13 protein-coding genes and 1 pseudogene are annotated in these 18,639 nt (G+C 68.1%); 10 read left to right on the forward strand and 4 right to left on the reverse strand.

Annotation, left to right across the window (positions count from 1 at the left end):
• The first annotated feature begins 41 nt into the window (after positions 1 to 41).
• The 8 genes and pseudogenes from QFZ61_RS11755 to holA all read left to right on the forward strand — a co-directional run bounded on the left by QFZ61_RS11755 (position 42) and on the right by holA (position 12,523).
• Positions 42 to 1,814, forward strand: coding sequence for a glycerol-3-phosphate dehydrogenase/oxidase (locus QFZ61_RS11755; RefSeq protein WP_307036210.1), 1,773 nt, complete (start codon positions 42 to 44; stop codon positions 1,812 to 1,814).
• Between the two features lie 163 nt (positions 1,815 to 1,977).
• A complete protein-coding gene (locus tag QFZ61_RS11760) occupies positions 1,978 to 2,730 on the forward strand; it encodes an MIP/aquaporin family protein (protein WP_307036212.1) in 753 nt (250 codons plus the stop codon).
• Between the two features lie 57 nt (positions 2,731 to 2,787).
• Complete coding sequence (gene glpK, locus QFZ61_RS11765) at positions 2,788 to 4,302, forward strand: glycerol kinase GlpK (protein WP_307036214.1); 1,515 nt, start codon at positions 2,788 to 2,790, stop codon at positions 4,300 to 4,302.
• Between the two features lie 408 nt (positions 4,303 to 4,710).
• A pseudogene (leuS, locus tag QFZ61_RS11770) lies at positions 4,711 to 7,240 on the forward strand (leucine--tRNA ligase).
• An 83-nt stretch (positions 7,241 to 7,323) separates the two neighbouring features.
• Complete coding sequence (locus QFZ61_RS11775; RefSeq protein WP_307036216.1) at positions 7,324 to 8,349, forward strand: DegV family protein; 1,026 nt, start codon at positions 7,324 to 7,326, stop codon at positions 8,347 to 8,349.
• A 79-nt stretch (positions 8,350 to 8,428) separates the two neighbouring features.
• Entirely contained in the window at positions 8,429 to 9,418 is a 990-nt protein-coding gene (locus tag QFZ61_RS11780) for a ComEA family DNA-binding protein (protein WP_307036218.1), read from the forward strand.
• Between the two features lie 565 nt (positions 9,419 to 9,983).
• Entirely contained in the window at positions 9,984 to 11,576 is a 1,593-nt protein-coding gene (locus tag QFZ61_RS11785; protein ID WP_307036220.1) for a ComEC/Rec2 family competence protein, read from the forward strand.
• Positions 11,510 to 12,523, forward strand: a complete 1,014-nt coding sequence (gene holA / locus QFZ61_RS11790) for a DNA polymerase III subunit delta (protein WP_307036222.1) — start codon at positions 11,510 to 11,512, stop codon at positions 12,521 to 12,523. The genes QFZ61_RS11785 and holA overlap by 67 nt, the downstream gene beginning before the upstream one ends.
• 154 nt (positions 12,524 to 12,677) lie before the next feature.
• On the opposite strand, the gene rpsT is transcribed toward holA, so the two are convergent.
• Both rpsT and QFZ61_RS11800 read right to left on the reverse strand, forming a co-directional pair.
• Positions 12,678 to 12,938 carry a 30S ribosomal protein S20 gene (gene rpsT, locus QFZ61_RS11795; protein ID WP_307036225.1) on the reverse strand — a complete coding sequence of 87 codons (261 nt, stop codon included), beginning with the start codon at positions 12,936 to 12,938 and terminating at the stop codon, positions 12,678 to 12,680.
• A gap of 179 nt (positions 12,939 to 13,117) precedes the next feature.
• Complete coding sequence (locus QFZ61_RS11800; RefSeq protein ID WP_307036226.1) at positions 13,118 to 13,702, reverse strand: type II toxin-antitoxin system PemK/MazF family toxin; 585 nt, start codon at positions 13,700 to 13,702, stop codon at positions 13,118 to 13,120.
• A gap of 143 nt (positions 13,703 to 13,845) precedes the next feature.
• Between QFZ61_RS11800 and lepA the strand changes: the two genes are divergently transcribed.
• On the forward strand, positions 13,846 to 15,699 hold the full coding sequence (lepA, locus tag QFZ61_RS11805) for a translation elongation factor 4 (protein WP_307036228.1): 1,854 nt from the start codon (positions 13,846 to 13,848) through the stop codon (positions 15,697 to 15,699).
• Between the two features lie 2 nt (positions 15,700 to 15,701).
• A complete protein-coding gene (hemW, locus tag QFZ61_RS11810) occupies positions 15,702 to 16,940 on the forward strand; it encodes a radical SAM family heme chaperone HemW (RefSeq protein ID WP_307036230.1) in 1,239 nt (412 codons plus the stop codon).
• A gap of 80 nt (positions 16,941 to 17,020) precedes the next feature.
• Here the strand turns inward: hemW and QFZ61_RS11815 are convergent, their stop codons facing one another.
• Both QFZ61_RS11815 and QFZ61_RS11820 read right to left on the reverse strand, forming a co-directional pair.
• A complete protein-coding gene (locus QFZ61_RS11815) occupies positions 17,021 to 17,440 on the reverse strand; it encodes a DUF4870 domain-containing protein (RefSeq protein WP_307036233.1) in 420 nt (139 codons plus the stop codon).
• A 122-nt stretch (positions 17,441 to 17,562) separates the two neighbouring features.
• Positions 17,563 to 18,411 (reverse strand): DUF3097 domain-containing protein, encoded by an 849-nt coding sequence (locus QFZ61_RS11820; protein WP_307036235.1) that lies wholly within the window; start codon positions 18,409 to 18,411, stop codon positions 17,563 to 17,565.
• Positions 18,412 to 18,639 lie beyond the last annotated feature (228 nt).

Genomic DNA, 18,639 nt, shown 5'->3' on the forward strand with positions numbered 1-18,639 from the left:
CTGAGAGCGCGCGGCGCAGCGTCAAGCCCCAAGGAGCAGTTTTGGGAAACAAGGTTTCATCCGGTCATTCGGCGTCGAGCAGGCAGCGCACATCCGTGCAGCAATTGCGGAACCGGCCCCACGCGCAGGTCCTCATCATCGGCGGGGGCATCAACGGCGTCGGAACCTTCCGGGATCTGGCCATGCAGGGTGTTGACGTCGCCCTCGTCGAACGGGGCGACTTTTGCCAGGGCGCCAGCGGCGCTTCCTCGCACATGATCCACGGCGGGATCCGGTACCTCGAAAACGGCGAATTCCGCCTGGTCCAGGAGTCGGTAGTCGAACGAAACCGGCTGCTCCGCATCGCCCCGCACTACGTGAAACCGCTGCAGACCACCATTCCCATCTTCAGCACGTTCTCCGGCATCCTCAACGCGCCGCTGCGGTTCCTCACTCACAAGCAGGGAAAGCACACCGAGCGCGGCGCCTTCCTGATCAAACTGGGCCTGAGCATGTACGACTTCTTCTCCCGCGACGGCGGCACCGTCCCGCGCCACCAGTTCCGCGGCCGCAAGCGCGCCCTGGCCGAACTGCCCCGGCTCCACCCGGGCATCAAGTACGCCGCCACCTACTTCGACGCCTCCGTCCACAACCCTGAGCGGCTCACCCTGGACGTGCTCCAGGACGGCGAGAAGGCCGGCCAGGCCGGCGGCAACGGCGCCCGCGCCAGCAACTACCTCTCCCTGGTATCCATGCAGGCAGCGTCCGCGGGCAAGGCCAGCACCGTCCAGCTTCGTGACGAGCTGACCGGCGAGGTGTTTGATTTCAACGCCGACGTCGTGGTGAACACCACCGGCGCGTGGGTGGACCTCACCAACCAGGCCATGGGTGCCGCCTCGGCCTTCATGGGCGGCACCAAGGGCTCGCACATCGTCCTGGACCACCCGGAACTGCTGGCCGCCTGCCAGGGGCGGGAAATCTTCTTCGAGCACACCGACGGCAGGATCGTGCTGATCTACCCGATGGGCGACCGGGTCCTGGTCGGCACGACCGACGTCGACGCCGACATGGCCGAGGACGCGGTGTGCACCGAGGCCGAAATCGACTACTTCTTCGACCTCATCGGGCACGTCTTCCCCGACGTCGCCGTGGACCGGGAGCAGATCGTCTACACCTTCGCCGGTGTCCGCCCGCTGCCCAAGCACGACGCCACCCAGCCTGGATTCGTCAGCCGCGACTACCGGATCGAGCGCCGCGGCCCGGCAACCGGGGAGGACGGTGCGGTTGTGCTCAGCCTGGTGGGCGGCAAATGGACTACCTTCCGTGCCCTCGCCGAGCACCTGAGCGACGACGTCCTGGCCGAACTCGGCCAGGAGCGGAAGGTCTCGACGGCGAAACTGGCCATCGGCGGCGGCGCCGGCTTCCCCGAGACCGAAGACGGCATCCAGCGCTGGATCAAGGCCCACATGTCCGCGGACCGGGACGCGGACCGGACCGCCGGCCTGCTCACCCGCTACGGCACGCGTGCGGTGGATGTGATGGCCTACCTCGACGCCGGAACCGACCGGACGCTGCGCTCCACCCGGGAGCTGAGCGTGCGTGAGCTGGAGTTCATGGCCCAAAACGAGCAGGTGGGACACCTGATCGACGTACTCATTCGCCGCACTTCGCTTGCCTTCCGCGGGCTCGTGACGGGTGAACTGCTGAACGAGGTCGCCGAGGTCCTGTCCGGCCCGCTGGGCTGGGACGCGGCCGCCCGCACCGCCGAGATCAACCACGCCCAGGAGGTGCTTGAGCGTTTCCATGGCGTCCAGGTCCACAGCCTGGTCGCCTGACAGCTTGTGTGCCCGGATGGGTTAGCCCGGGCACAAAGACTGCCGAGGATCCCGGTTCCCTCCGGGGACCCCGGCAGTGACCGACCGGCAGCGCGCAAACGCTGCCGGTCCAACGTTCCCTCAAACTCGCGGGGAACGACAACAGAAAATAGAGGAGTCAAAGATGTCTCTTGGAATAGTTTTCCTATCCGAAGTATTCGGCACCGCAATGCTGACCCTGCTGGGTTGCGGCGTTGTGGCCAACGTGGCGCTCAAGGGCACGAAAGGCAACAACGGCGGGTTCCTGATGGTTACCTGGGGTTGGGGCATTGCCGTCTTCGCCGGTGTCTTCGTCGCCGCCAAGTCGGGTGCGCACCTGAACCCCGCCGTCACCTTCGGCCTCCTGCTTAACGGCAAGAAGGAGTACGCCCCGGGAGTCCCCGTCGACTTCGGCTCCACCCTGACTTACTTCGGCGCGGAACTGCTCGGCGCTTTCCTGGGTGCCGTGGTCATGTGGCTTGCCCACAAGCAGCACTTCGATGTCGAGCCGGAACCGGCCAGCAAGCTGGGCGTCTTCTCCACCGGCCCGGCCATCCGCTCCACGCCGTGGAACCTCATCACGGAGATCGTCGGCACCTTTGTCCTGGTCTTTGTCATCCTGACCTTCGGCGGGACGCCGTCCGGACTCGGCCCGCTGGCCGTCGCCCTGCTGGTGGTCGGCATCGGCGTTTCCCTCGGCGGCCCCACCGGTTACGCCATCAACCCGGCCCGTGACCTTGGTCCGCGCATCGCCCACGCCCTGCTGCCGATCAAGGGCAAGGGTTCCTCCGACTGGAGCTACTCCTGGATCCCGGTCGTCGGACCGCTGGTCGGCGGCGGTCTCGCCGGCATCGTCGCCGCGATCGTGCCGATCATCGCGACCGCTGCAGCCTCGTAAGAACCACCACCGTACGCATCACATTCAACCGCTAGGCCAACAGACAAGGACGTCAACGTGAACCAGTATGTAATCGCCATTGACCAGGGAACGACCAGCACCCGCGCCATCGTGTTCGACCACAGCGGCAACATCGTTTCCTCCGGCCAGATGGAACACGAGCAGATCTTCCCGCAGGCCGGCTGGGTGGAGCACGACCCGGCCGAGATTTGGAACAACACCCGCGAGGTCATCGCCTCGGCGCTGTCCAAGGCCAACCTCACCCGGCACGACATCGCCGCGGTCGGCATCACCAACCAGCGTGAAACGGCGGTGGTCTGGGACAAGACCACCGGCAAGGCCGTCTACAACGCAATCGTCTGGCAGGACACCCGCACCCAGTCGATCGTGGACGAACTGGCCAAGGACGGCGGTCCGGACCGGTTCAAGCAGACGGTCGGCCTGCCGCTCGCGACCTACTTCTCGGGAACGAAGATCAAATGGATCCTCGACAACGTCGAAGGCGCCCGCGCGAAGGCCGAAGCCGGCGACCTGGTGTTCGGCAACACCGACAGCTGGGTGCTGTGGAACCTGACCGGCGGCACGGACGGGGGCGTGCACGTCACCGACGTGACCAACGCGTCCCGGACCATGTTCATGGACCTTGAAACGCTGTCCTGGGACCAGGGGATTCTGGATGCCTTCGGCGTCCCGGCCTCCATGATGCCGGCGATCAAGTCGTCCTCCGAGGTGTACGGCAACGTGCACACCTCCCAGCTGCTGCGCGAGGTCCCGGTCGCCGGCATCCTGGGTGACCAGCAGGCGGCCACGTTCGGCCAGGCTGCGTTCGATACCGGCGAAGCCAAGAACACCTACGGCACGGGCTGCTTCCTTATCTTCAACACCGGTGAGGAGATCGTCCACTCCAAGAACGGCCTGCTGACCACGGTCGGGTACAAGCTCGGCGACGCCAAGCCGCATTATGCGCTGGAGGGTTCCATCGCGGTGACCGGTTCGCTGGTGCAGTGGCTGCGCGACAACCTCAACATGATCAGCAGCGCCCCCGAGGTGGAGCGCCTCGCCGCTTCGGTCGAGGACAACGGCGGGGTGTACATCGTCCCGGCCTTCTCCGGCCTGTTCGCTCCGTACTGGCGTTCCGATGCCCGCGGCGCGATCGTCGGCCTGACCCGGTTCGTGAACAAGAACCACATCGCCCGCGCGGCGCTGGAGGCCACGGCGTTCCAGACCCGCGAGGTGCTCGACGCCGTCAACGCCGACTCGGGTGTGCCGCTGACGGAACTGAAGGTCGACGGCGGCATGGTCGCCAACGACGCGTTGATGCAGTTCCAGGCGGACATCCTTGGCGTTCCGGTGATCCGGCCGAAGGTCGTCGAGACGACGTCGCTGGGCGCCGCCTACGCGGCAGGCCTCGCCGTCGGCTTCTGGAAGGATCTCGGCGAGTGCTCCGCCAACTGGTCCGAGGACAAGCGCTGGGAGCCGCAGATGGATGAGGCCGAGCGGGATCGCCAGATGCGTCTCTGGAAGAAGGCCGTCACCAAGTCCATGGACTGGGTCGACGAGGACGTGAAGTAAGTTCCAGCCTCTGTCGAGGGAGGCCGCACCCGCCCCGCCCGTCCCCTGCTGCTCCCTGACACTCGCAAGCTCGTGTCGGGGCCCTCGCAGCAGGGGGCCCCTCGCGGTGCCCACCACACCATGGCGGGGTGCGGCCTCCCTCTCCATTGCGTCCGTACTCCAGCCGCTCGGATCGACGTGGTTCGGATTGGGCGGGGTGTGGGTGCGCTAAAGTAGTCGTATGCGCGCGATCCTTCTGCTTAGCTAGCCGCCCGGCATCCCGGCGACAACCCGGATTGCCGAGCGGCAGCCCCTCCGTGTGAGGGGCTTTTGTGTGTCCGGGCCAGTTGCCGGGGCAGCAGCAGGGGACCAAGGGACCAGGCGGGACAGCCTGATCCGACCAGATTGAAAGAACAGAAGAGGCCAGCAGTGAGCGTTCAGCCGGAGACAGAGACCGGAACAGCAGCAGCCGTCGCGAACGAAGGCCCCGAAGAGGGCGCCTACAGCTTCGCCGCCATGGAGGCCAAATGGCCGCAGGTCTGGGAGGACCTCAAGGTCTTCACGCCCCTGGATGACGGCTCCAAGGAGCGGCGCTACGTGCTGGATATGTTCCCGTACCCGTCCGGCGACCTGCACATGGGCCACGCCGAAGCGTTCGCGATGGGCGACGTCGTCGCCCGCTACCTGCGCCAGCAAGGCTTCGACGTGCTGCACCCGATCGGCTGGGACTCCTTCGGGCTGCCGGCAGAGAACGCCGCGATCAAGCGCAACGCGCACCCCAGCGAGTGGACCTACGCCAACATCGACACCCAGGCGGCGTCATTCAAGCGCTACGCCATCTCCGCTGACTGGTCCCGGCGGCTGCACACCTCCGATCCCGGCTACTACCGCTGGACGCAGTGGCTGTTCAAGCGTTTCTACGAACGCGGACTCGCCTACCGCAAGAACTCGCCGGTCAACTGGTGCCCCAAGGACCAGACCGTGCTGGCCAACGAGCAGGTCGTCAACGGTGCGTGCGAACGGTGCGGTACCGCAGTGACCAAGAAGTCCCTGAACCAGTGGTACTTCAAGATCACCGACTACGCCGACCGGCTGCTGGACGACATGGAAGAGCTGCGCGGGCACTGGCCCGAGCGCGTGCTGGCGATGCAGAAAAACTGGATCGGCCGCTCCGAAGGGGCACACGTCAACTTCGTGGTTGAGGCCGACGGCGGCAAGCCCGCCAAGGACGTCACGGTCTTCACCACCCGGCCGGACACCCTGTACGGCGCGACGTTCTTCGTCGTCGCCGCGGACGCGCCGATCGCCGTCGAGCTGGTCACCGACGAACACGCACCGGCCCTGGACGCGTACCGCGAACAGGTCAAGGCGCTCTCGGAAATCGAACGCCAGTCCACCGAGCGGGAAAAGACCGGCGTCTTCACCGGACGGTATGCGGTCAACCCGCTCAACGGTGAGAAGCTGCCAGTCTGGGCGGCGGACTACGTCCTGGCCGACTACGGCACCGGCGCGATCATGGCCGTCCCGGCCCACGACCAGCGCGACCTGGACTTCGCCAAGACCTTTGACCTGCCGGTGCGCGCGGTCGTGGACACCGGGGAGGAAGACCCGGCCGTGTCGGGCACCGCCACCACCGGCGAGGGCACCCTGATCAACTCCGGCGCCCTCGACGGTCTGCCCAAAGCCGAGGCCATCCCGGCTGCCATCGGCATTCTGGAACAGCAGGGCACCGGCGAGAAGTTCGTCAACTTCCGCCTGCGCGACTGGCTGCTGAGCCGCCAGCGGTTCTGGGGCGCCCCCATTCCGATCATCCACTGCCCGGCCTGCGGCGAGGTGCCGGTCCCCGACGACCAGCTGCCGGTCACCCTGCCGGAGAACCTGCGCGGCGAGGACCTGTCCCCGAAGGGTACCTCCCCGCTCGCCGCCGCCGAGGCCTGGGTTAACGTGGACTGCCCCTCCTGCCACGGACCCGCCAAGCGCGACACGGACACCATGGACACCTTCGTGGACTCGTCCTGGTACTTCCTGCGGTTCGTCTCGCCCGATTACACCGAAGGCCCCTTCGATCCGGCCAAGATCAACGACTGGATGCCGGTGGGCCAGTACGTCGGCGGCGTCGAGCACGCCATCCTGCACCTGCTCTACGCCCGGTTCTTCACCAAGGTCATCCACGACATGGGCCTGATCGACGCTGACGAACCGTTCCGCGCGCTGCTGAACCAGGGCCAGGTGCTCAACGGCGGCAAGGCCATGAGCAAGTCGCTGGGCAACGGCGTGGACCTGGGCGAGCAGCTGGACAAGTACGGCGTCGACGCCGTGCGCTTGACCATGATCTTCGCCTCCCCGCCGGAGGACGACGTCGACTGGGCGGATGTGTCGCCGTCGGGCTCCGCGAAGTTCCTGGCCCGCGCCTGGCGGCTCGGCCAGGATGTCACCAGCGAACCCGGCGTCGACTTCACCTCCGGTGACCGGGCGCTGCGCACAGTCACGCACCGCACCATCGCCGACGCCGAGGCGCTGCTGGATGCCAACAAGTTCAACGTGGTGGTGGCCAAGCTGATGGAACTGGTCAACGCGACGCGTAAGACCATCGATAGCGGGGCCGGCGGCGCGGACCCGGCCGTGCGTGAAGCCGTCGAAGCTGTAGCGGTGATCCTCAGCCTGTTCGCTCCGTACACCGCGGAGGACCTGTGGAATGTCCTCGGGCACCCGGCGTCTGTTGCGAACGCCGGCTGGCCGACCCACGACGAGGCGCTGCTGGTGCAGGACACCGTCACCGCCGTCGTGCAGGTCCAGGGCAAGGTGCGCGACCGGCTCGAAGTGTCTCCGGGCGTTTCCGAGGCTGAGCTACGCGAACTGGGCGCTGGCTTCCGAGAATGTCCAGCGTGCGCTGGACGGCCGGGGTATCCGCACCGTGATCGTGCGGGCGCCTAAACTGGTCAACATCGTCCCGGCCTAGCCGATACGGGACATTTCCGACCTAGTCGTTAACCCGGCCGCCGGCACCAGCCGGCGGCCGGAACTCTTCCCAGGAGGTGCGCCGTGCCCGACCGTGAGCCTCCGGGCTGGCCATGGCTGCGTGAGCGGCTTACACGGCTGCGTCAGGCCACCCGGCCCGGTGCGGTGCCGGAGCCGATGCCTGCGGCCGCCGCCAGGACAGCGGTGGTCACCGATTCCGCGGCCGCGCTGCCCGCGGAGTGGGTGCGCGACTTTACCGCCGACGGCCGCCTGGCCGTGGTCCCGATGCCCGTCATGGTCGGCGACGAGATCTACGGCGAGGGTGAGGACGACATCGCCGAGACCATCGCCGTGGCCCTGGCCAGCGGCGTTCCGGTCCGGACGTCCAGGCCCTCGCCCGGGCAGTTCGAACAGGCCTATCTCGCGGCGGCGGCGCGGGGGTTTGAGTCAATCGTCTCGGTCCACATCTCCGCAGAACTCTCCGGCACTGCGGATTCCGCCCGGCTCGCCGCAGCCCGGGTCGGGATCCCGGTGGAAGTTCTCGACTCCCGCACCGTCGGAATGGCCCAGGGCATGGGCGTGCAGAGCGCCGTCGTGGCAGCAGCCGACGGTCGGAGCGCGGCGGAGGTCCGGAGCTTCGCGCAGGAAAGGCTGGCCCGGACCAAGGTCTACTTCTATGTGCCCAGCCTCGAGCAACTGCGCCGCGGCGGACGAATCGGTGCCGCCGCGTCGCTGTGGGGCACGATGTTCTCGATCAAGCCGATCCTGGCCGTCGACGACGGCAAAGTTGTGCCGCTGGAAAAGGTCCGTTCGGCCGCCCGGGCCATTGCGAGGCTGGAGGAAATTGCCGTGGCGGATGCGCTGTCCCGCCCCGACGGGGAAGCTCGGGTCGCCGTTCACCACTTTGGCAACCCCGCCGAGGCAGAGCAGCTGGCGGCCCGTCTGGGTCGGCTGCTGCCCGGCTGCCCGCCCGCACAGATCAGTTCGCTGCCGGCCGTGCTTGCCGCCCACGCTGGGCTCGGGGTACTGGCCGTGATCGTGGGGGAGAGCAGTACCCCGCTTTCCGTGATTGCGGGGACGGCCGGGAGCCCCGGGACTCTTTCCACCTAGGAGCTTTCCACCTAGCAGCTTTCCACATAGTCGTTCCGGCGCCTGTGCGGGCCCCGGCCGTGTTCCTACGGTTGGAGGTATGCCGCGACGACCCTTGGAACCCCGTGCCCGCAGCCAAACCGCCGTGGCGCGGCACCGCTGGGCGGCCAGCCTCGGTCCGAGTGATGACCAGCTCCTCGCTGCACCGCTGGCGGAGCCGCTGCCGGACGGGCTGGAGGAGGGCCGGGGGCAAAACAGGCCACCGCCCCAGGCGCAGCTGCGTGGGGTGCCTTCCACTGAAGGCCGGACTCCTGCCCCCGCCGTGTTCAGGTGGCGCACCGGCCGAGCTTCCGCCCTTCTACTCGTGGTGGTCGCCGTGCTGCTGGGCGGTTGGTTCTGGTGGCAGGCGGCCGACGGCGCTCCGCGCGTCAAGCCTCTCGACCGGCCAGCCGCGGCTACGCCGACCGGCACAAGGGCAACCGACGCAACTGACCTCGGCTCTGCCGGTTCAGGGGCAGCGGAAGGCGCTGCGGCGGGTGCTGTCGATGCGGGTGCCACAGGGACGGGCACCGCAACAGCCGGCATCATTGTCGTCCACGTGGCGGGGGCGGTGGCCAGCCCGGGCGTGGTGGAGCTGCCCGCCGGAAGCCGGCTGCACCAGGCCGTCGAGGCAGCCGGCGGAAGTACCGTCGCCGCTGACCTGGACCGGCTGAACCTCGCCGCGGTGCTGGAGGACGGGCAGAAGATCCTGGTTCAAGAACGCGGAAGCCCGGACGCCGCGGACCCGGCCAGTCCTTCCGGTGGTTCGGCGGTTAGCGGTTCCGCCGGGTCCGGTGGAGCCGGGCAGGGTGGGTCCGAGTCCGATGGAGCCGGGTCAGGCCGGTCAGGCACGCCGACCCAAAAGGTTAACCTAAACACTGCAGACGCCGAGGAGCTGGCCACGTTGCCGCGGGTTGGTCCGATCCTCGCCCAGCGCATCGTGGACTGGCGAAAGCAGCACGGCAGGTTCGGGAGCGTGCAGGAGCTCGATGCCGTGGAAGGCGTCGGCCCCAAGCTCCTGGAGACACTGCTGCCGCTGGTCAGCGTCTGATGCGGACCTCCGAGAGGGGTGGCCGTCAGTGATGGCCGGTGAACAGGTGCAGCCGCGCCGCTGGCAATCCCTGCGTGACGCTGCCGCAGCGAGTGTGGCCCAGGGCACCGGCGAGCGGCAAGGTGCCGCGGGACCCGCTCTTGCGGGACTGCCTGCCGCTGCTCGGCCCGTTGCGGCCCCGCCCGAGGCGGCCGTCACGGGCCTCACTCGGCGGTTCGCGGCGTTGCGTGGCCGGTTGGAAGATGCGCGGCTGGCAGTTGTCCAGCGGCGGTCAACCGGGGCCAGAAAACGGCGCCCCGGCCAAAGTCCGGAGCGGCGTCACCGCACTGACCTGCGGCTGGTACCCGCTGCGCTGCTGGTGTGGGGAACTGCCCTGGCCACCGGCTGGCTTGAGCCGGTGGCCATCGCCGTGCTGTGCGTGGGACTGGCCGCCGCGGCCGTGCTGTTGTTACTGCCGTTTCGCCAATCCCGCGCTGCCGGCAGGGGCGGAAGAGGCGGGAAGGGCGTCGGCAACCGCACTGCCGGCAGGGGCGGGAAGGGGACGGTCCGAAGCTTTCGGGCCACTTTGGCGACCGCCCTCGTGCTGTCCGTGGCCGCAGCCGCGCACGCCGCGGTGGCATCGGCACAGCGGCACGACGACGCGCTCGTCCAAGCCGTCACCAACCGCGCGTCCGTGGTCGCAGAGGTGGAAGTCGAAGATCAGCCGAGACAGCTCGCCGTACCGGGCCGCTCCGGCGAACCGGACCGCTGGGCGGTTCCTGCCGTCCTCCAGGTCCTGGTCTTTGACGGCCGCCGGGTGGAGGCCCGTGCCGCCATCCTCGTGCTCGGCGGGGCGGAATGGGGCGGCGCCGAAGCCGGTGAACGGTTCCGCATCGCGGGCCGGCTGAAGCCGGCCGCCGCAGGGGAAGCGGAAGCCGCAATGCTCTCGGTAACTGCCAACCCGGTACGGTTGTCGGTGAAGAACGGACGCGAACCGGAGTGGAGCCCGGACTGGGAGTCGGGCCGGGATTCCGGCAGCCAGCTGGCCCCGGGGAAGCTCCGCAGCAGCTTCGCCGCAGCTGCCGAAGCATTGCCAGGTGATGCCCGCGGCCTGCTCCCGGGCATGGTCACCGGCGACACCGCCGCACTTGACCCCGAGCTTGCGGCCGCCATGAGAGTTGTCGGCATGACGCATCTGACGGCAGTGAGCGGAGCCAACTGCAGCTTGGTACTTGGGGCATTGCTGCTGGCCGCCCGCTCGCTGCGGCTGCCCCGTCCGGTGGCCGCCGTACTAGCCCTCGCAGGACTGGGGCTGTTCGTCCTGATGGTCGGCCCGGAACCCAGTGTGCTCCGGGCCGCGTGCATGGGCGCGATCGGACTTTCCGCGCTCACCGCCGGCCGGTCAGGGCGGGGGCTCAGCCTGCTCTGCGTGACATCGATCGGATTGTTGCTGGCGGACCCCGCACTGGCGGCCGACTTCGGCTTCTTGCTCTCGGTGCTGGCCACGCTCGGCATCATCGTGGCCGGCAGACCGATCATGGAATGGCTGCCCGCCGTCGTGCCCCGTGCGGTAGCCGCGGCCTTGGCCGTGCCACTGTCCGCCCAGGTGTTCTGCGGGCCGGTGATCGTGCTGCTCCAGCCGCAGTTCTCCAGCTACTCGCTGGCGGCGAATCTGGCTTCCGGTGCACTGGTGGCGCCGGTGACCCTGCTGGGCACCCTCGCGGTACCGCTCGTGCCATGGGCGCCGGCCCTCGCCGCAGTACCGGTCACCACGGCGGGCGCCTTTGCGTCGGGGGTGGCCGGTATCGCCCGCTATTTCGCGGCGTTGCCCGGCGCGGCCCTTCCGTGGCCCGAAGGTGCCGTCGGCGCCGTGACCATGGCTGTGTTCTCAGCGCTCACCCTGGCGGCGGTCTGGCTCGCCACCCACCGGGCTGCAGCCTGGGACAGGGCCTTGGAACTGCACGCCGGGACGACACGCCGGCTGGATGCCATGCTGGACCGTGGTATCCGCCGTACGGACAGGGAACCGGCACCAAGCCGACGTGGCTTGGTGGACCGATCCCGCCGTGGCAGGCTTAGAGTCTGCAAACCAACTTTCCGGAGGAACCACCAGTGGCTGCTGCCCAACCCCAACGCACCAGGACCACGGCGACGAACACCGCCACCTGGCGCGACGTGACACCGGCACCGGTGGTGCTGGTGGGTGGCCCCGAGGACTACCTCGGCTCCCGCGCCATGGACCGGATCCGCAGCCAGGTCCGCGCCGCGGCCCCCGACGTCGAAGTCACCCGGCTCAACGCCGGCAGTTACGAACCCGGCACGCTGGCGATGAACGTCAGCCCGTCCCTCTTCGGCGAGCAGAAGCTGATCGAAGTGGACGGCGTGGAAGCCATGAACGACGCCTTCCTCGCCGACGCCCTGAAGTACCTGACCCATCCCGAGGCAGACGCGATCCTGGTGCTGCGGCACGGCGGGGGAGTGCGGGGCAAGAAACTCCTCGACGCGATCAAGGCCGGCGGCTTCCCCGTAGTGGACTGCCAGCCGCTGAAGAAGGACGCGGACAAAGCCGCCTTCGTCACCACCGAGTTCAAGGCAGCGTCCCGGCGGATCGAGCCGGAGGCCGTGCATGCCCTGGTCAACGCCGTCGGTGCCCAGCTGGCCGAACTCGCGGCGGCCTGCAGCCAGTTGATTTCCGACGCGACGGCGGCGGTGGATGTGGACATGGTGGACCGCTACTACGGCGGCCGGGTGGAAGCCACAGGCTTCAAGGTGGCGGACGCGGCGATGGCCGGCAACGCGCCGCTGGCCCTTTCCACCCTGCGCCATGCGCTGGACACCGGTGCCGACCCCGTGCCGATCGTGGCAGCGCTGGCAGCGAAGCTGCGGTCCCTGGCCAAGGTGGCGGGCGCCCAGGGCTCATCGGCGCAGATTGCCAAGCAGCTCGGCATGCAGCCCTGGCTTGTCGAGCAGGCGCAACGCGACGTCCGGCGCTGGACTCCGGAGGGCCTCGTCAGGTCCATCCAGGTCACGGCGGAGGCGGACGCGCAGGTCAAGGGGCTCTCGCGCGACCCGGTCTACGCCGTCGAGCACGCGGTGACCGTGATCGCCGGCTCCGCCCGGCGCTGAGCGTACCCCGGAAACAGCTCGGGCGCTGAGTGTGGCCCGGCACCGAGGCGGCCCGGGCAACGGTGGGCGGCGCTGGTCCGGCGGTGTTAACTGGCTGTGGCCGGCACCCGAGGGGTGCCGGCCACAATCGTCAGTTCAGTTGAACTGGAAAACCTTAGAGTGCGTTGACCTTCTTGGAGATCGCGGACTTGCGGTTTGCAGCGTTGTTCTTGTGCAGAACACCCTTGCTGACAGCCTTGTCCAGCTTGCGGCTGGCAGAAACCAGTGCAGCAGCAGCGGCATCCTTGTCGGTGGACGCAACTGCGGTATTGACGGCGCGGATGGCCGTCTTCAGCTCGGACTTTACTGCGTTGTTGCGCAGGCGAGCCTTTTCGTTGGTCAGGATGCGCTTCTTCTGGGACTTGATATTAGCCACGTGTGAACTCTCTTTTTCAATGCGGAAAATGGTCTAGAGGGCTTTCAGATTGGCCATTGACTGAGCGGCGTGGGGATACCTATGGCGACCAACCATCTGTGGCCGTCGACCTGCACGGACACACAGCTGTCAATAATAGCAGAACCGCACTTGAGATGGCGATTGGGCGCCGTCGAAGGTCAGGACCAGCCGTGCCGGCTGCGCAACGCCGAGGAGATGGCGCGGAAGCGCCCGGCGTCAAGGATGGCACCTTCCCGCCGCACATCCCGGGGGCTGATCTGCAGGATCCTATCCAGCCGCGCCTCGCTGGGGCGCCACTGCCGGTCCCAGGGGCCGGTTCCGATATCGACGTAATCGTCGGCGCGCCGCGAGTCGCCGTCGTGGTCCTTGCTGGTCAGCATCAGGCCCAGCAAGTAACGGCCGTGGCTTCCCACCAGCAGCACCGGGCGGTCCTTGCCGCGGTTGTAGTCCTCTTCGAAGGGCACCCAGGTCCAGACGATTTCGCCGGGCTCGGGCTGGCCGTTGGCGGCGGGGGAGTACTGCACCTTGGCCTTGCCGCGGAAGTCGCCGGGGTAGGAGCCAGTCAGCCCGCCGGGACCGCGTCCCGGCCGTGCGGGAGCTTTCCCGCGGGCCCTTTCCGGAGCCCGTCCCGGCGCCGCGCCGGCGGGCGGCCGGGTCGTCGTCGGAGTGCTGCCGCCGAGCCGGTTGAGGAAGCGCAGGGTGCCGCGGACGGCGTTGCCGAGCGAGCGAAAGTTCAGGGCCATGGGGAAACCCTACCGGTGACCGTGTGGGAGACTAGAGAAACGAGAAATGCGGCCTGCCGCAGCGACGTTGCGCACCGGCCCAGAAGGCCCGTGGACAACCCGCGGAACAAACCCACCAGTATTGCCAACAGTAAGGACCCTGCGTGTCTCCCATGGCCCGCACCGCCCCGGTGCCTGCCGCAACAGATCCGGCCCTCATCCGGAACTTCTGCATCATTGCGCACATTGACCACGGCAAGTCCACACTGGCCGACCGGATGCTCCAGTTCACCGGGGTCGTCCAGTCCCGCGACATGAAGGCCCAGTACCTGGACCGGATGGACATTGAGCGCGAACGCGGCATCACCATCAAGTCCCAGGCCGTCCGCATGCCCTGGGAGCTGGAGGGCAGAAGCTACGCCCTGAACATGATTGACACTCCTGGCCACGTCGACTTCACCTATGAGGTTTCCCGGTCGCTGGCGGCCTGTGAAGGTGCCGTACTGCTGGTGGACGCCGCGCAGGGCATCGAGGCCCAGACTCTCGCCAACCTCTACTTGGCGATGGAGAACAACCTTACGATCATTCCGGTGCTGAACAAGATCGACCTGCCGGCCGCCCAGCCGGAGAAGTACGCTGAGGAACTGGCCAACCTGATCGGCGGCGACCCCGATGAGGTGCTGCGGGTCTCCGGCAAGACCGGCGCCGGCGTCGAGGTCCTCTTGGACAAGATCGTCCGCGATTTGCCCGCCCCCGTCGGCGACCCAGACGCCCCCGCCCGGGCAATGATTTTCGACTCCGTCTATGACACTTACCGCGGCGTCGTCACCTACGTCCGCGTGGTCGACGGCATGCTGCACCCGCGTGAGCGCATCCAGATGATGTCCACCCGCGCCACCCACGAACTGCTCGAGATCGGCGTCAGCTCCCCGGAGCCCACGCCGTCCAAGGGCCTCGGCGTCGGCGAGGTCGGTTACCTGATCACCGGTGTGAAGGACGTCCGCCAGTCCAAGGTCGGCGACACCGTCACCAACCTGGCCAAGCCCGCCACCGACTCGCTGCCCGGGTACGCGGACGCCAAGCCCATGGTCTTCTCCGGCCTGTACCCGCTGGACGGCACCGACTACCCGGTGCTCCGCGACGCACTGGAAAAATTGATGCTCAACGACGCCGCCCTGGTCTATGAGCCGGAAACCTCCGCCGCGCTGGGCTTCGGCTTCCGCGTCGGCTTCCTCGGACTGCTGCACCTGGAAATCACCCGGGAGCGGCTGGAACGCGAATACAACCTGGACCTGATCTCCACCGCGCCCAACGTGGAGTACGAAGTGACGCTGGAGGACAAAAAGGTCGTCCACGTCACCAACCCCAGCGAGTACCCCACCGGCAAGGTCGCAGAGGTGCGCGAACCGATGGTGTCCGCCACCATTCTGGCGCCCAACGAATTCGTCGGCGCCATCATGGAGCTGTGCCAGAGCCGCCGCGGCGTCATGGGCGGAATGGACTACCTCTCCGAAGACCGCGTGGAAATCCGGTACCGGCTGCCGCTGGCCGAGATCGTCTTTGACTTCTTCGACATCCTCAAGTCCAGGACCCGCGGCTACGGTTCGCTGGACTGGAAGGCCGACGGCGACCAGGTCGCCGACCTGGTCAAGGTCGACATCATGCTCCAGGGCGAACAGGTGGACGCCTTCAGCGCCATCACGCACCGCGACAAGGCCTACGCCTACGGTGTGATGATGACGGGCAAACTGCGCGAGCTTATCCCGCGGCAACAGTTCGAGGTGCCCATCCAGGCTGCCATCGGCTCCCGGATCATCGCCCGCGAGAGCATCCGCGCCATCCGCAAGGACGTCCTGGCCAAGTGCTACGGCGGTGACATCACCCGAAAGCGCAAACTGCTGGAAAAGCAGAAGGAAGGCAAGAAGCGCATGAAGATGGTGGGCCGCGTCGAGGTGCCGCAGGAGGCGTTCATCGCCGCACTGACCACGGAAGAATCCAAGGACAAGGCCAAGAAGTAACCATGCCAAGCGCACTACCCCTCGGCGACCCCGCGCCGTCGGACGGGCTGCTGCCCGCCCAGGCGCTGGAGGGCGCCGGGGGCCGGGCCTTCGGGCTCTACGTTCACATCCCCTTCTGCGCGGTGCGCTGCGGCTACTGCGACTTCAACACCTACACCGCCACGGAACTCGGCGGCGGGGCGTCCCAGGATGCCTACGCCGACACCGCCGTCGCGGAGGTCGAGTTCGCGGCCCGCGCCCTCGCCGCCTCCAGGCTGCCGCAGCGTCCGCTGAGCACCGTCTTCTTCGGCGGCGGCACCCCCACCCTCCTTCCGGCGGAAGACCTGGCCCGCATCCTGCGCGCCGCCGTCGACACCTGGGGCCTTGCACCGGGTGCCGAAGTGACCACCGAGGCGAACCCGGACTCGGTGACCCGCGAGTCCCTGCAGCTGCTGGCCGACACCGGCTTCACCCGGGTGTCCTTCGGGATGCAGTCCGCCGTGCCGCACGTCCTGAAGGTCCTGGACCGGACCCACACGCCCAGCCGGGTGCCCTTGGTGGTCGAATGGGCCCGGGAGGTCGGGCTGGCCGTCAGCCTCGACCTGATCTACGGCACGCCCGGCGAGTCCCTGGCGGACTGGCGCCACTCGCTGGAGACGGCCCTGTCCTACCGCCCGGACCACATCAGCGCCTACGCCCTGATCGTCGAGGAGGGCACCAAGCTCGCCGCGCAGATCCGCCGCGGCGAGGTCCCGGGGATCGACGACGACGACCACGCGGCCAAGTACGAATTGGCCGACGAACTCATCTCCGCCGCCGGACTGGGCTGGTACGAGGTCAGCAACTGGGCCCGCACCCCGGCGCAGGCCTGCCGGCACAATCTTGCCTATTGGCGGGGTGACGACTGGTGGGGCGTCGGCCCCGGCGCGCACTCACACATGGGCGGGGTGCGGTGGTGGAACGTCAAGCATCCCACCGCCTACGCCAGCCGGCTGCAGGCGGGCGTGTCACCCGCCGCAGGCCGGGAAACGCTCGACGCCGGGACCCGGAACATGGAGCGCATCATGCTGGAGGCACGGCTGGTCACGGGACTGGACATCCCGGCCCTCGGCGGGCTGGGGGATGCCGGACGGCACGCCGTCGCCGGTCTGATTGCCGATGGCCTGGTGGATCCGGGCGAAGCGTTCAAGGGCCGGCTCGTGCTCACCCTCAAGGGCAGGCTGCTCGCCGACGCCGTGGTCCGCCGGATCCTGCCGGACTAGGTCCGTTCGGGCGGGCCGGACGTGCCCGTTCGGGCGGGCCGGAAGTGTCCGTTCGCGCGGGCCGGAAGTGTCCGCTCGCGCTACTTGATCCAGCGCAGGTTGAACTCGTAGCGGTGCGGCTGGCCGCGGTTGACGTGGATGCCGGCCGCCACGGAAAAGCATGCCAGGGCTATCCAGATGATGGTGGCGAGCACGGCGAAGAGGTTGCCCACCACCGGAACGAACACCAGCAGGTTGGCGACCACCGCGGCGATCGTGGGCGGCAGCGTGAAGTTCAGGGCTTCCTTCGACTCCTGGGCTGTGAACGGGCCGCGGTCCTTGAAGATCAAGTAGATCAGCAGCGCTGGGACGCAGCCGAGGATGCCGCCAAAGTGCGCCAGGGTAGCCCACTGGCGGTCTTCGCTGGCGGTCAGCGGCAGTGCATTCGCGGGGACGCCATGGTACGGCGACTGGCCGTGGCCGGCCTGGTGGTCCGTGTGTTCGCGAGCGTCTTCTGCCACGTGTCGTCCTTTGGATTGCGGTGATGCGTTGGTACCCGTACGAGCCGCGGCCGCGACATAGTGCAGCGGCCGCCGCTCCAAGAATACTTGGTCAGGCGGCGGATTGGAGCACGGGGCGCCGGTTAGGGCGCCGTCAGGAAGTCGATGACCTCTTCCACCCGGCCCAGCAGGGACGGTTCGAGGTCCGCGTAGCTGCGGACTGCGCCGAGCAGCTTCTGCCAGCCCAGACCGATGTCTTCCTTGGTGCTGTGCGGCCAGCCAAAGGCGGTAAGGATGCCGGTCTTCCAGTCCACCCCGCGCGGAATCACGGGCCACCCTTCGATGCCCAGCACTGCCGGCCGGATGGCCTGCCAGACATCCACGTACGGATGCCCGACGATCAGCACGTTGCCCCTGGCGCCGGGTGAGGCCATGACGGCGTCGGCGATCCGGGACTCCTTGGAGTCCGGCACGAGGTGGTCCACCAGCACGCCCAGCCGGCGGCCCGGACCGGGTCCGAACTCCTTCACCGCCGCGGCAAGGTCGTCAATGCCGTGCAGCGGCTCGACGACGATTCCCTCCACCCGGAGGTCGTCGCCCCAGACCTTTTCGACGAGTTCGGCGTCATGCTTGCCTTCCACCCAGATCCGGCTCGCCTTGGCAACCTGGGCTCGCTGCCCCGCAACGCGGACGGAGCCGGAGGCGGTGCGCGCACCGGCGGATCCGGCGGGAGCGCGCGGGGCGGGCGGCATCAGCCGGATCGGACGGCCTTCCAGCAGGAAACCGAAACCCAGCCGGAAGGACCGGGACTTGCCGCGCCGGTCCTCGAGCGCCACGAGATGCATGCCGCCGGACTTCTCCACCCGTGTCACCGCGCCGACCCAGCCGGACTGCACATCCTCCAGCACCATCCCGCGTTCCACCGGGATCTCGGGCAGCTGGGCCTTGGCGGGGGCGGAGAGCTCCTGCGGGCCCCAATTCTGGTACGACATCGGCTACACACTGCTTTGCACTGGGAAATTTTTGAAAGAACCGAACACTGCTGGACCGCGCGTGTGCCCGGAAACACTCATCCCGGCGGTCACGCCAGCAGCGAATCCAATGCTAACAACGGCGCGACTCATATTAGACTTGTTAGCACTGAGGCATGCCGAGTGCTAACAGCCGGGTACTTTTGCGCCCGGCCGAAAGCCCGGTGGACCGGTTACGGCTCGATTGGA

Origin of the sequence: Arthrobacter sp. B3I4 (assembly GCF_030816855.1) — a bacterium.
In the GTDB taxonomy this organism is placed as follows: domain Bacteria; phylum Actinomycetota; class Actinomycetes; order Actinomycetales; family Micrococcaceae; genus Arthrobacter.

Bases quoted from the DNA above. Each gene is read 5' to 3' on its own strand.
- QFZ61_RS11760 (WP_307036212.1), top strand. From the start codon at position 1,978: ATGTCTCTTGGAATAGTTTTCCTATCCGAAGTATTCGGCACCGCAATG.
- QFZ61_RS11780 (WP_307036218.1), top strand. From the start codon at position 8,429: ATGCCGCGACGACCCTTGGAACCCCGTGCCCGCAGCCAAACCGCCGTG.
- QFZ61_RS11800 (WP_307036226.1), bottom strand. From the start codon at position 13,702: ATGGCCCTGAACTTTCGCTCGCTCGGCAACGCCGTCCGCGGCACCCTG.
- hemW (WP_307036230.1), top strand. From the start codon at position 15,702: ATGCCAAGCGCACTACCCCTCGGCGACCCCGCGCCGTCGGACGGGCTG.
- QFZ61_RS11820 (WP_307036235.1), bottom strand. From the start codon at position 18,411: ATGTCGTACCAGAATTGGGGCCCGCAGGAGCTCTCCGCCCCCGCCAAG.